Below are 14238 nucleotides of genomic sequence, written 5' to 3'. Positions count from 1 at the left end.
GGAGGAGTGAACTTGAAGAAAAGGTGGCATAAGTTCTATCCAAAAGACATACCGGAAGAAGTTGAGATCCCTAAGATTAATCTATATGAAATGTTGGATCGTTCGGTCAAAGATTATCCAGAACAAACTGCAGTGGTCGATGAAAGGCAAGAGTTAACATATGGGGAACTAAAAGCGAAGGTAGACCGATTAGCTTCTTCTCTTCATCATAACGGCTTTAAAAAAGGGGAACGTGCCATTCTCATGTTTCCGAACTGTGCTGAGTATATCATTTGTTACTATGCTGTTCTTCGCTTAGGAGGCGTAGTTGTGCAAGCGAATCCTCTCTATCAAGTTAATGAACTCAATCATTTGCTTGAAAATTCTCGATCGAGCTGGTTTTTTAGCACTAGAGATCAAAGGGAGAAAATGCAAAAAATTTCTGGGATAACTAAGAATGTTTACAGCTCTGGAGAACAAGAGCTTTCAGAAGACGAGTATGATTTATACAGCTTGATAGAAGATATCAAAATGGTAGATCTTCCGGAAGTTTCTATTCTACCTAAACAAGATCTCGCAGTCCTTCAATACACGGGGGGAACGACGGGTAAAAGTAAAGGTGTTATGCTGACTCACTATAACTTAGTGGCAAACGTGTACCAGAGTTTTATTTTTACGACGAAAGGTCTAAAACGTCCAGGAGAACGTGTTTTAGCTGTGGCTCCTTTCTTTCATGTCTACGGAATGACGAGTGGATTAAACCTTTCAGTCTTAAGAGCTGCAGCTCTTATATGTATGAAGAAATTCGATGTTGATAGGTTCATACAGGTGATGAAAAAGCATAAACCAACACTATTTTCAGGAGTTCCAACAATGTACATAGCTATATTGGATCATCCTGAAGCTTCAGCGGAAACACTGCAATCTATTAAAAGGTGTATTAGTGGCTCTGCCCCATTACCATTAGAGATTATGAATAAATTCGAAGAAAAAACCGGTTCACAAATTATAGAAGGGTACGGTTTATCTGAGTGCTCGCCTGTTACTCATAGAAACCCTGTTGGGGATAATCGAAAACCCGGTAGTATTGGCATTCCAATTCCTAATACAGACGCTAAAGTAGTCGATCAATTTGAAGGCGAAGAAGAAGTTGATCTAGGAGGAGTAGGGGAATTAATCATTAAAGGTCCCCAAGTAATGAAAGGCTATTGGAATAATGAAGTAGAAACGGCGTCCTGTATGCGGGACGGATGGTTTTACACAGGTGATTTAGCAACAATGGATAAAGATGGATACTTTTATATTGTTGGCAGAAAAAAAGACTTAATTATTGCAAGCGGTTATAACGTATATCCAGCCGAATGCGAAGAAGTACTGTACGAACATCCGAATGTTAAAGAAGCGTGTGTGTTCGGGGTTCCTAATTCGTACCGAGGTGAAACGGTAAAGGCTGTGATCGTACCTAAAGAAGGTGTTTCACTTACAGAAGATGACATAAAATCGTGGTGCAACGAAAAAATAGCCCGTTACAAAGTGCCAAAAGAAATTTCATTCAGAGATGAATTACCGAAAACCACAGTAGGTAAAGTTTTAAGGAGAAAATTGGTTGAGCAAGAAGTTGAAAAAGATAAAATTGGCGCAAAAGAAAAAAAGTAATTCAAAGGTGGTCTGAAATTTATGAACGCTGAACAAATAAAGAAAATAAGTGTCATTGGTGCAGGAGCTATGGGCTCACAAATCGCAATGGTAAGTGCTTTATCCGGTTTTAAAGTAAGTTTGCAAGATCTTAATAAGCAGAGCTTGGAAAAAGCGGAAAAAGAATTAAAAGATAGATTATATAAAAGAGTTGAAAAAGGAAAAATCTCTAAGGAAGAAGTAGAAAGTGCCTTTAATCGCCTTTCGTTTATCCCTTCATTAGAAGAAGCGGTAAAAGATAGTGATTTTGTAATCGAAGCTATCGTAGAAAATTTAGAGATAAAACGAGACCTCTTCGAAAAACTGGATCAATTTACGCCGTCTCATTCCATTCTATCTACAAACAGCTCTACCATCGTTAGTTCCCAGATTGCCGATGCGACGAAAAGACCGGAGAAAGTGTGTAACTTCCACTTCTTCAACCCTGCTTTGGTAATGGAGCTGGTAGAAGTTGTTCAAGGACCTCATACTTCAAAAGAAACGGCTGAAACTGCATTTGATCTAGCTAAGAAATTAAATAAAACGCCAATTTTACTTAAAAAAGAAATATCCGGGTTCGTGGCTAATCGAATATTAGGTAAATTAATGAATGAAGCGTTGTACTTGTATGAAAATGAAATCGCGACCGCTGAAGAGATTGATCTAGCTTGTATGAAAGCCTTGAATCACCCAATTGGCCCTTTTGCATTGATCGACTTAACTGGGTTGGATGTTCATTACAACGTTCGTCAACAGCGTTATAAAGAATCAGGAAAAGAAGAAGATAAACCGTCGCAAGTCATTATAGATAAAGTAGAAAAAGGCGAATTAGGACGTAAAACAGGAAAAGGTTTCTATTCATACGTATAAAACATTCGATAATTTATGAGGGGGATATCTATTAGATGAGTTATGAAAACATTTTAATAAATACAAACGACAAATTAGCAACCATTACCATTAATAGAGCAGAAGTGAGAAACGCAATTAATAAAGATACGTTAGATGAGATCCTTCAAGCTCTAGAAGAGATTAAAAGTAATAATGAGATAGAATGTATCATTTTTACAGGTCAAGGGGATAAGTCCTTTGCAGCTGGTGCTGATATTTCACAATTACAGAAAAAAACAGCGATCGACGCCTTAGAACACAATACCATGCAACAAATGTATGACTATATCGAAGGATATGGAAAACCAACGATAGCTATGGTCAATGGATATGCTCTAGGAGGCGGATGTGAACTAGCGATGGCATGTGATATTCGCGTTGCTTCTGAAAATGCAAAGTTTGGTCTGCCTGAGCTTAACTTATCAATTATTCCGGGGGCCGGCGGTACACAAAGGCTTTCCAGATTAATAGGGAAAGGAAAAGCGATGGAATGGATTCTTACAGGTAAAATCGTATCCAGTGAGGAAGCTTACCAGTTTGGGCTTGTCAGTGAAGTTGTTCCTCCAGAGGAACTTCTTGAACGCACTAAAGGAGTAGCGGCTCAAATTCTCAACAAAGGACCTCTAGCCGTAAAGCTGGCTAAATTAGCAGTTACTCAAGGCTATGAGACAGATGCTAAAACAGGTCAAATTATTGAAAAACTATCACAAGCAATTTTGTTCAACTCTGAAGACAAGTCAGAAGGAACCACTGCTTTTTTAGAAAAAAGAAAACCAAATTTCAAAGGTTCTTAATATAGGAGGGGTTCCAATGACTGTAAAATACGCAACATTAGAAGAGAGATTCAACGCAAGTCCCTTTTTCGCTCATTTAGGTTTTAAACTATTACAAGGAGACAAAGACGGAATAGTACTGGAACTCCCGATAAAAAAACATTTGATCAATACGAATGGCACGGTGCATGGTGGAGTTTACGCGACGATGTTAGATAACATTATGAGTATCTCAGTTCGAGACGTGGTGAATAAAGATATCGTCACAGTGAATTTAAATGTAAATTATTTTGCAGCGATACAAAAAGGAGTATTAATAGGAAAAGCAAAGATCTTGCAGCAAGGCTATCGCATTGTTACCTGCGAGGGGGAAGTAACAAATGAAGAAGGAGACGTTTTGGCAAAAGCTACTGGCGTCTTTAAAGTAAAACATTCTACAGGAGGATGATTACATGGATCTCATAGTTATTATGAAAAGGACATTTGATACAGAAGACAGAATTTCGATCAAAAACGGACTGATTGATGAAGAAGAAGCTGAGTTTATCATTAACCCTTATGATGAGTACGCGATTGAAGAAGCTATTCTTCTTCGGGAAAAGCACGGAGGAGAAGTGAAGGTAGTAACTGTAGGTGATGAAGAAGCAGAGAAGGAGCTTCGAACAGCACTTGCTATGGGAGCCGACAAGGCAGTATTAATTGATACAGAAGATGTGGACGTGGAATTAGATCATTTCTCTATTGCTGAAATACTCACTTCCTATTTGAAAACGCAGGACTTCGATATGATTCTCGGCGGAAATTTAGCTATTGATGATGGGTCAGGGCAAGTGGCACCACGTGTAGCTAGAAAACTTGATATTAACTTAGTAACAACAATAACCAAAATTGAGGTCGAAGGTGACAAAGTAACGATTGAGCGTGATGTTGAAGGGGATGTTGAAACTGTTGAAACAACTTTACCGGTTTTAGTAACGTGTCAGCAGGGGCTCAATGAACCTAGATATCCTTCGTTACCTGGCATTATGAAAGCAAAGAAAAAGCCTTTGGAAACGATTGATTATGATGATCTCGATCTTGAAGAAGAAGACATTCAAGCGAAAAGTAAGTCAGTTGAACTTTATCTTCCACCAGAGCGAACGGCTGGTAGAGTTTTAAAAGGTGACATGGAAGAACAGGCAAAGGAATTAGTTGAACTGTTGAAAACAAAATCCAAGGTTCTTTAATGGAGGGTTATAAATGAATAAAAAAGTATTAGTTATTGGAGAAATGCGAGAAGGCGAACTTCGAAATCTATCATTTGAGTGTCTAGCAGCGGCACGTAAAATTGCTGGTGAAGGTGAAGTTGTAGGCGCTCTATTCGGTGAGAATTCCCAACAACGTGCAAGCCAGCTAATTCAATACGGAGCAGATCGTGTTCTCGTTTCTGAAGATGATAATCTTAAAAAATATACGACAGATGCTTACCGACAAGCTGTCATTCAATTATGTAACAACGAAAATCCAGAAAGCATTATTCTGGGACACACTTCTATGGGGAAAGATTTAGCGCCCCAGGTAGCAGCTGAATTACAATCAGGACTCATTTCAGATGTTGTTGACTTGGAAGTGGAGGGCGATAACGTTATATTTACACGCCCGATTTATTCTGGAAAAGCATTTGAAAAAAAACAAATAGAAGAAGGTCCGATTTTCGCTACAGTCCGGCCAAATAACATCCCTGCCCTTGAAAAAGATGAAGCAAGAAATGGGGAGATTACTTCTGTGGACCTTAGCATTAAAGACTTGCGCACCATCATTAAGGACACAGTGAAAAAGTCCACTGGAGGCATAGACTTGTCTGAAGCTAATATCATTGTTGCAGGTGGACGAGGTGTGAAAAGCGCAGAAGGTTTTAATACATTATATGAGCTTGCAGACATATTAGGGGCGGGCGTAGGAGCATCTCGTGGTGCATGTGACGCTGAGTATTGTGATTACTCTTTGCAAATTGGTCAAACAGGTAAAGTAGTCACCCCAGACCTTTATTTCGCGATTGGACTTTCCGGAGCTATTCAGCATTTAGCGGGAATGTCGAATGCTAAAGTGATTGTAGCAATTAATAAAGATCCAGAAGCTCCGATTTTAGAAGTGGCCGATTATAGTATTGTTGGTGACTTGTTTGAAGTTGTACCGTTACTTAAAGAAATATTAAAAAAAGAGATATATTCAAACGCATAATGGAGGATACATGATGATCAACAACTTAGCAGTTATTGGCTCCGGCACGATGGGCAGAGGCATAGGTTATGTCGGTGCTCTAGCTGGATTCCAGGTTAAGCTTCAAGATATAAGTGAGGAAGTTCTGCGTAAAGCAGAAGAATATCTGACTATGCAATTCGAGAAAAGCGTAGTCAGAGGTTTTATAACTGAAGAACAAGCAAGAATTGCACAAAACAATATCTCCTTCACTACTGACATCAAGAAAGCAGGAAAAGATGCAGACCTTGTGATTGAAGCAGTTCTAGAATTAATGGAGTTAAAAACAAAAATCTTTAAGCAACTAGATGAAATTACGCCACAGCATGCCATATTTGCAACCAATACTTCAACAATGAGTCCGACAGAAATTGCAGCACAGACAAGTCGACCAGAGAAATTTATAGCTATGCACTTTTTCAATCCTGTTCCAAAAATGAAATTAATTGAGGTTATTTGCGGGCTTGAAACATCTGAGGAAACAATTGAGAAAGTTTTTGCAGTTGGGGGGAAGATGGGAAAAGAATGCGTAAAAGTGAACGAATTTCCAGGCTTCGCTGTTAGTCGTATGAACTGTCTTATTGGTAACGAAGCAATGAATATGGTTATGGAAGGAGTTTCTACGCCAGAAGGTATCGACAAAGCTATGAGTTTAGGTTTAAACCACCCTATGGGCCCTCTTGAGTTAGCCGATCTAGTCGGACTTGATACTAGACTTCGAAATATGGAATATCTCTATAAAACTTTAGGCGAGAAATATAGACCGTGTCCAATACTAGTTAAATACGTGAAAGCAGGTCGGTTAGGAAGAAAAACCGGCAAAGGTTTTTACGATTATTCATAAGAGGTGAGAAATATGGACTTCAGCTTAAATGAAGATATTCAATTTTTAAAAAGAAATATTAGAGAATTTGTAAAGAATGAAGTAGATCCATTCGCAATGGAGATCGAAGAAAAAGATGAAATCCCTCATAAGATAATTGCGATGTCTAAGGAAATGGGACTCTTTGGATTGAGTATTCCTGAAGAATATGGCGGTCTTGGCATTGGCATGGTTGGAAAGTGTGCACTTTATGAAGAAGTAGGCAAGACTCATAACGGTTATACGACATTAATCGGTGCTCATACCGGAATTGGAACTGTGGGTATTGTAGATATGGGAAATGAAGAGCAAAAGAAAAAATATTTACCAGCCATGGCTAGAGGGGAAAAAATTGGCGCTTTTGCTTTAACAGAGCCGTCAGCAGGTTCTCATGCTACAAACTTGAAAACCACTGCCGTAAGACAAGGTGACAAGTTTATATTAAATGGGTCAAAGCACTATATTACGAACGCTACTGTTGCGGATGTCTTCACAGTGATGGCAATAACAAACCCAGAAAAAGGAGCGAAAGGGATTACATCCTTTATTGTTGAAAAAGATTTTCCTGGATTTAAAGTGGGAGCTGTTGAAAAGAAGATGGGTTTAAAAGGATCTCAATCAGCAGAGCTATTCTTTGAGGATTGCGAGGTACCAATTGAAAATGTTCTTGGCGAGGAAGGTCAAGGATATGTAAACGCTTTAAAAATTTTAGCGAACGGAAGAGCAGGATTAGCCGCTCGTAATTTAGGTTCATGTCAAAAATTAATAGATATGTCGATGGAATTTGTAGAAGAACGAAAACAATTTAATGTGCCAATTATTGAACACCAGGCCGTTGCACATATGTTGGCAGAAATGGCGATGGACACGGAAGCTCTTCGTTCATTTACATATCGAGTAGCTTGGATGGTAGATCAAGGACAAAAAGTAATTAAAGAAGCAGCAATGCTCAAGTTATTTGGATCGGAAGTTTATCAACGAGTGGCAGATAAAGCAGTGCAGGTTCATGGTGGGATTGGCTATATCTCTGAATATCCAATTGAACGTTATTTCCGCGATGCTAGAATTACTAGGATTTATGAGGGAACATCTGAAATACAAAAGAATATCATTTCCGGTCAACTTAGAAAAGAATACAAGAAGTAACTCTTAGAAGATCGAAAAAACGTAATAATTGAGGAGGAGAAACGAATGACGCAACAAAAGGAAGTCGTAATCATAAGTGCGGTAAGAACAGCTATTGGAAAATACGGAGGTTCATTGAAAAATATGGATTCGGGCTATCTCGCTGCTGAGGTTATTCAAGAGTCTCTTAAACGAGCTACTGTTGATCCTGCAATGGTAGATGAAGTGATTTTAGGAGAAGTAAGACAAACTACAAAGTCATCAAATGTGGCTAGAGTAGCGGCATTAAGAGCTGGAATTCCAGTGGAAGTCCCAAGTTATACTATTAATCGGCTCTGTGCTTCATCCATACAAAGTGTAGGGTCAGCTGCCCAACAAATTATGACAGGACAAGCAGACATTGTTGTCGCCGGGGGTACAGAGAATATGAGCGATTCCCCATTATATTTAAGAGAAGCTCGATTTGGTGGTACTCCTAAACTCGTGGATCCGAACTCTGAAAATGGCCAACAGCCAATGGAAGTGTACGGTGAAGGACTAGGGATGGGCCAAACTGCAGAAAATGTAGCGGAACGATATCAAGTGTCGAGGGAGGATCAAGACGTTTTTGCTGTACAGAGTCAAGAGAGATATAAAAAAGCTAAAGAAAACGGTATTTTTGAAGAAGAGATCCATCCCATTACGATCGAAGGCCGGAAACAAACGTATACCTTTAGTGAAGATGAATTTCCAAGACCATCCACTACTTTGGAGAAGTTAGAAAAATTAAATCCTGTTTTCCGAAAAGAAGGATCAGTAACTGCAGGGAATGCGTGTGGAAGAAACGATGGAGCTGCAGCTTTAGTGTTGATGAGTCGCGAAAAAGCGGAGGAGTTAAATTTGCAGCCTCTAGCCAAAATTACCGGATGGTGTTCTGTTGGTGTAGCGCCTGAAATTATGGGTGTAGGTCCAATTCCAGCTGTTCAAAAATTGTTGAGGCAAACAGGTGAACGAGTGGATGGTATCGACCGATTTGAACTGAATGAAGCTTTCGCTTCTCAGGCATTAGCAGTAATTCGAGAACTTTCTCTACCAACAGACAAAGTAAATGTAAACGGAGGTGCTATTGCTCTCGGTCATCCTCTCGGTGCAACAGGAGCAAGGATTTTAACCTCATTGGTTCATGAACTAAAAAGAAACGAGCTGAAAAAAGGAATTGCGACACTTTGTGTTGGAGGTGGACAAGGTATGGCCATGATGGTCGAAGCCTTGTAGTTATAAGCCTCGTATTCAAACAATGCAAAGGATAAAGGGGGTATTAGATGAATACCAATAAAGATGAAAAAATAGATTTAGAAGCAGATATGGAAGAGCGAAGCAACATCGAACAGTCGCTCGATTTTACAAACAACATGTCTGTAGGGTATCGCGCGTGGAGATTGTTTTTATCTGCTGTAAGTATTGGATTAGCCCTTTATATCTTATACTCAGCAGCTTTTGGTGGGATGCCGGCTTGGCAGCATAGAGCGGTCTTTACTTCCGTGGCACTAATGTTATGTTTTAGTTTTGTCCCATATAAAAAAGGGCGGACTTCTTTGCACCCTTTATTCGATATGGTGCCTATTGGATTGTCGTTCATTCTTATATTCATTACATATTTCTCTTACCCCGACATTTCATTACGGAGTGGAAATATGATACCTCTTGATAAAGTGGCCGGAACATTAATGTTGGCCTTGATCGTAGAGGGGGTTCGTCGAACCATTGGAATAGCTATGTCTGTTCTAACTGTATTTTTTATTTTTTATGTATTTGCCGGACCGTATTTTCCAGGTTTAGCGGGACACCCAGGTTACAGCTTTAACCGGCTCATTGATACTATGTATATTTCAACCAATGGTATCTTCTCTGATCCTATTTATATTGCATCGACAGTTTTAATTTTATTCTTACTGTTTGCTTCTTTGTTATTAAGGACAGGTGCTGGTCAGTTTTTCATAGATTTTGCATTTTCCTTAACTGGAAGGATTCGTGGAGGTCCTGCTCTTGCCTCTGTTTTGTCCAGTGGTATGATGGGGACGATCACCGGTAATGGAGTAGCAAATGCTTCTATGACGGGCCCTTTTACGATCCCATTGATGCGTAAAGTAGGGTATTCTAAGAATTTTTCTGGTGGAGTAGAAGCAGTGGCTTCCCAGGGTGGTCAAATCATGCCTCCGATTATGGGAGCTGCAGCTTTCATCATGGCGGAGTACACAGGTATCCCGTTCATTCAGATAGCCGGATACGCGTTGATACCAGCGTTACTCTATTTCTTTATGGCCTGTGTAATGATTTACTTACAAGCTCGAAAGCAAGGATTGAAGGGTTTACCGAAGGAAGATCTTCCTAACTTTTGGGATGTAATTTTAAAACGAGGCTACTTAATTATTCCTTTAATTCTTATTGTTTATATGATGGTTCAAGGATTTAGTCCTATGAGGGCCGGTATGTGGGCCATTGTATCATTAATGATAATTAGTTTACTTCGTAAAGAAACAAGATTGTCTTTCATGAAGTTCTTAGCAGCGATCGAGGCTGGCATCCAGAATTCAATTTCTACAATCATGGCATGTGCCGGTGCTGGTGTTATTACAGGTGCTGTTATTATGACAGGTCTAGGAACACGCTTTTCCCGGTTAGCCATTGATTTATCTGGAGGTAATTTACTACCAATGCTCCTATTAATCATGGTTGCGTCTATTATTCTAGGAATGGGTATGCCGACTGTTTCTGCATATGTAATCTTGGCTACAGTAGCTGTTGGCGGATTGATTCAGTTAGATGTACCAGTTATAGCGGCTCATTTATTTGTATTTTATTTCGGAATCTTTTCTGGAATTACTCCGCCGGTAGCAATCACCTCTTACGTTACTGCTGGAATAGCTGGAGGCCAACCGCTTCAAACTTCTTTTCAATCATTGAGAATTGGAATCGCAGGCTTTTTGCTCCCTTACATGTTCATCTATAATCCAAACTTGCTCTTAGATGGTAGTACAGGAACGGTTATATTAGGAGTAAGTACTGCGACCATTGGCCTTATTGCGTTTGCTTGCTTTATTCAAGGCTTTGCAGTTTCCAGAACAAACTTATGGCAACGAATGTCTTTCTTAATCTCAGCCGTACTACTTGTTACCTATGAACCAATCTCAGATTTACTCGGGGTAGCTGTTTTCCTAAGTATATTTGCGATTCAGTGGTATAACAATCGGAAAGAACTTATAACTTCTAACACTGTTGCTTAATATGAAAAAGCACTTTCGAGTTAGTGAGATTGGAACGTTTATTGATAAGTCCCTATTTTTAAAGTTTAGACATCTTGTAAAGTTGCATGATTATTATGACATTCTAAGCATTTAAAGGAGACTGACAATGACATGATACGTCCTTGGCATATTAATTACCCAAAGGGAGTACAAAAGCATGTTTCCATACCAAACTGTTCCTTGTTCTCCATTCTAAATGAGGCATATGAAAAGTCTCCGAATAATACCGCTGTTATTGATGGAGCGGATCGGTGGAACTACAAAACATTATATGAAAAAGTTGCAGCACTGGCCGATTCCTTATCTAATAAAGGATTCAAGCAAGGGGATAAAATGCTTATTTCCTTATTTAACAGCAAAGAATATATTACTTGTTACTTTGCAGTTCAGCGTCTGGGGGGGATAGTGGTACAAGCAAACCCCTTGTACACTAGCAGCGAATTAAATAATTTAATTATTGATTCAGAGGCAACGTGGGTGGTTGCCAGTACAAACCAGCAAGAAAAAATAGAAAAAGCTATCACTAATTCTCATGTGGAGCAAATATTCGTCAAGGCCAAATCATCGCCAACGGCCTCTTCTTTCGAAGAATTGATAAAGGAAGGGTTACCATACCAGGCTCCCAAACCTACTATTAACCCTAAAGAGGATATTGCCGTTCTTCAATATACGGGAGGCACTACAGGGAAAAGCAAAGGAGTAATGCTCACGCATCAAAATATTTACTCCAATATTTATCAAAACTATCATTTCACAGTTAAGGAAATGGACAAAAAAGATGAGAAAATTTTAGGCGTTGCACCTTTTTATCATGTATATGGAATGACTGCTGTTCTATTACTAGCTATGTTTCGTAGAACCGCCGTCATATGTGTCTCGCGTTTTGAACCGAAGAGTCTACTCGACTTGATTCGAAAGGAAAGGCCGACCTTATTTTCTGGTGTGCCCACAATGTACGTCTCACTCTTGCGACACCCAGAGGCGACAGAAGAAGCCATGCAATCTCTGAAATTATGTATGGCAGGCTCTGCACCTTTGCCGATAGAAATAATAGAAGAGTTTGAAAGAAAAACCGGTGCGCAAATATTAGAGGGCTACGGTCTATCTGAAACTTCGCCAACCACACACCGCAATCCTACAATGGGAATTAGAAAAGTTGGAAGTATCGGTATTCCAGTTCCCAATACAGATTGCCTAATTGTCGACCAAGCAGAAGGAATAGAAGCGCTTCCAAATGGCGAAGTTGGTGAATTGCTTATTAAAGGACCTCAAGTGATGAAAGGTTACTGGAGAAATGAAAAGGAAACAAATCGAACGTTGAAAAATGGTTGGCTCTATACTGGAGACTTAGCAAGAATGGATGAAGATGGATATTTTTACATCGTAGGAAGAAAAAAAGAACTAATTATCGCAAGTGGTTACAACATTTACCCAGTTGAGGTAGAGCAAGTGTTTTATGAACATCCTGCGATAAACGAAGCAGTAGTGTTCGGGGTCCCCGATCCTTATAGAGGTGAGACAATCTATGCTGCTGTGGTTCTTAAGAAAGGGGAAAGCGTTACACAAGAAGAATTAAAAGTATTTCTGAAAAAGCGGCTGTCAGTCTTCAAAGTGCCTGCTTATATTGAATTTCGTTCAGAGTTGCCTAAAACGAGTGTAGGAAAAATTTTGCGTCGTGAACTACAGAAAGAAATAAAAAATCTTAATAATACAAAGTAGAAAGAAGGGTTAATATTATGAAAAAATTTATGGTAGTAACTGGATTAGCAGGATTAATGACATTAACAGCTTGCGGAGACGATAATGCAAGCGGAGGTGGAAACGGAGATGGGGGCGGAGGCGAAGATTTAATGCACTCACATATTTCAGGACCAACAGCCTCTGGGTGGTATCCACTTTCCACATTATTGTCAGATATTTGGATGGATGATTTAGAAGGTTCAAATATTACTGTGGTTGAAGGCGGAGCTATTGGAAATATTAGAGATGTTAACGATGGAAGTGAAATGTTAACTGGTATGGCTTTTGCATCTGACTTCGCCGATGCAAAAGAAGGAAGAGGATCTTTTGAAGATGATCCTCAAGATGATCTTATGGGAATGGCAGTATTGTATCCTACATTATGGAACTTTGCGGTCTTAGATTCAAGTCCTTATGAATCTATTGAGGACGCTTTAGAAAATGGTGCTGATATTATTCCAGGAGAAGCAAATGATGCAAGTTCTCAAACGGCAGTGCGAGTTTTTGAAGCTATGGGTTATACAATAGAGGATATTGAAAACAACGGTGGGAGTGTGACCTACAATAACTACGGTGATGCAAACAATCAAATGAGAGACGGAAATATTGATATGGTCGTTCAAGGAGGGTCTCCTTACGTCACTGGACTGAGTGAATTAGATACAACAAATCCGATCAGACCTCTGGATATCCCTCAGGATGCACTGGATAATTTAGAAGAAGCAGGTTTCGGTTATACAACTGATCTAAGTATTCCTAGTGGTTCTTATGCAAATCAAGAAGAGGATGTAAACACTGTTACGACCATGGCTATGCTCGTTGTAAATAAAGATATGGATGAAGATACTGTTTATGAGTTAACGAAAGCACTGTGGGAGAATGTTGACCGTTTTGTAGAGGAACAACCGAACCGCGGTGAGTACTTTGATCTTGAAATTGGATATCATGAGTTAGTCGATGCTGAAGAAAATATGCACCCTGGAGCTAAGCGTTATTACGAGGAAATTGGTGTTGCTGAATAAGTCTTCCTCGAAAGCTAGTAATCTTAGAGTTTTAATAAATAAGATTTCAGCCTGAAATAAAGAATAGTATATAGTTTGAAGTGATACCTAACCAGGTCTCTTCTTCTAGAGAGCAAGACCTCATTTACTTAGCAGTGGCTGCATCATTTATTTCCTAGCCACTGCTTTAATTGTTTGGCATTTAACGTCTACTAATAATGGATCTACTAAGTAAATTAATGCTAAGAAATTACCCTCTCTATACTTAAAAGACTTCCCTATGAGAATATTAACCATAAAAATAGATGGAATCGACTTGAATAATAATTACATGGAGAAGCGGTTTTGAGAGGTAAATTGAGAGGACACAAAGAAAGGAGAATTCAATATGGATACATATCTATATATAAACTTAATTGGCTTTCTAGCAATTACGTTATATGCCGTTTATCTTTTCGTAAGTCTTGTCAAAACGAGAATGGCCTATATCAAAATGGGAAAGAAGCCAAAGTTTATTACCTCAATAAAAGACCGGCGTGTAGCGATGATGACCATGGTATTTGGACAAAAAAAATTATTGAAGGATAAGAAAAGCGGGATTATTCACGTCATGTTTTTCTATGGTTTTCTGTTAGTACAATTCAGTGCTATCGACGTGATTTGGAAAGGTT

Annotated in this window: 12 protein-coding genes and 1 pseudogene; all 13 read left to right on the top strand. The window is 39.2% G+C overall.

The window, feature by feature from the left end; genetic code table 11:
* Positions 1-6: 6 nt before the first annotated feature.
* The gene (locus CR194_RS07255) at positions 7-1635 is read left to right on the top strand and encodes a long-chain-fatty-acid--CoA ligase (RefSeq protein WP_233254271.1); all 1629 of its coding nucleotides are present in this window, start codon (positions 7-9) and stop codon (positions 1633-1635) included.
* 21 nt (positions 1636-1656) lie between these two features.
* The gene (locus CR194_RS07250) at positions 1657-2523 is read left to right on the top strand and encodes a 3-hydroxyacyl-CoA dehydrogenase family protein (RefSeq protein ID WP_110609018.1); all 867 of its coding nucleotides are present in this window, start codon (positions 1657-1659) and stop codon (positions 2521-2523) included.
* 35 nt (positions 2524-2558) lie between these two features.
* Positions 2559-3338, top strand: a complete 780-nt coding sequence (locus CR194_RS07245; RefSeq protein WP_110609017.1) for an enoyl-CoA hydratase/isomerase family protein — start codon at positions 2559-2561, stop codon at positions 3336-3338.
* A gap of 16 nt (positions 3339-3354) precedes the next feature.
* Complete coding sequence (locus CR194_RS07240) at positions 3355-3765, top strand: PaaI family thioesterase (protein WP_110609016.1); 411 nt, start codon at positions 3355-3357, stop codon at positions 3763-3765.
* A 4-nt stretch (positions 3766-3769) separates the two neighbouring features.
* The gene (locus CR194_RS07235; RefSeq protein WP_110609015.1) at positions 3770-4543 is read left to right on the top strand and encodes an electron transfer flavoprotein subunit beta/FixA family protein; all 774 of its coding nucleotides are present in this window, start codon (positions 3770-3772) and stop codon (positions 4541-4543) included.
* Between the two features lie 13 nt (positions 4544-4556).
* Entirely contained in the window at positions 4557-5537 is a 981-nt protein-coding gene (locus tag CR194_RS07230) for an electron transfer flavoprotein subunit alpha/FixB family protein (RefSeq protein ID WP_110609014.1), read from the top strand.
* Between the two features lie 16 nt (positions 5538-5553).
* On the top strand, positions 5554-6399 hold the full coding sequence (locus tag CR194_RS07225) for a 3-hydroxyacyl-CoA dehydrogenase family protein (RefSeq protein ID WP_110609938.1): 846 nt from the start codon (positions 5554-5556) through the stop codon (positions 6397-6399).
* A 12-nt stretch (positions 6400-6411) separates the two neighbouring features.
* Positions 6412-7563: an acyl-CoA dehydrogenase family protein gene (locus CR194_RS07220; RefSeq protein ID WP_110609013.1), complete on the top strand. Its 1152-nt coding sequence runs from the start codon at positions 6412-6414 to the stop codon at positions 7561-7563.
* A gap of 45 nt (positions 7564-7608) precedes the next feature.
* Positions 7609-8796 (top strand): thiolase family protein, encoded by a 1188-nt coding sequence (locus CR194_RS07215; protein ID WP_110609012.1) that lies wholly within the window; start codon positions 7609-7611, stop codon positions 8794-8796.
* Between the two features lie 47 nt (positions 8797-8843).
* Positions 8844-10805, top strand: coding sequence for a TRAP transporter permease (locus tag CR194_RS07210; RefSeq protein WP_110609011.1), 1962 nt, complete (start codon positions 8844-8846; stop codon positions 10803-10805).
* 132 nt (positions 10806-10937) lie between these two features.
* Positions 10938-12545 (top strand): long-chain-fatty-acid--CoA ligase, encoded by a 1608-nt coding sequence (locus CR194_RS07205; protein WP_110609010.1) that lies wholly within the window; start codon positions 10938-10940, stop codon positions 12543-12545.
* A gap of 17 nt (positions 12546-12562) precedes the next feature.
* Positions 12563-13588 carry a TAXI family TRAP transporter solute-binding subunit gene (locus CR194_RS07200; protein ID WP_110609009.1) on the top strand — a complete coding sequence of 342 codons (1026 nt, stop codon included), beginning with the start codon at positions 12563-12565 and terminating at the stop codon, positions 13586-13588.
* Positions 13589-13955: 367 nt separating this feature from the next.
* A pseudogene (locus CR194_RS07195) lies at positions 13956-14238 on the top strand (hypothetical protein); the annotation flags it as partial.

It is taken from the genome of Salipaludibacillus keqinensis (assembly GCF_003226325.1).
GTDB lineage: Bacteria > Bacillota > Bacilli > Bacillales > Salisediminibacteriaceae > Salipaludibacillus > Salipaludibacillus keqinensis.
This window is presented reverse-complemented; position numbering and strand designations above follow the sequence as displayed.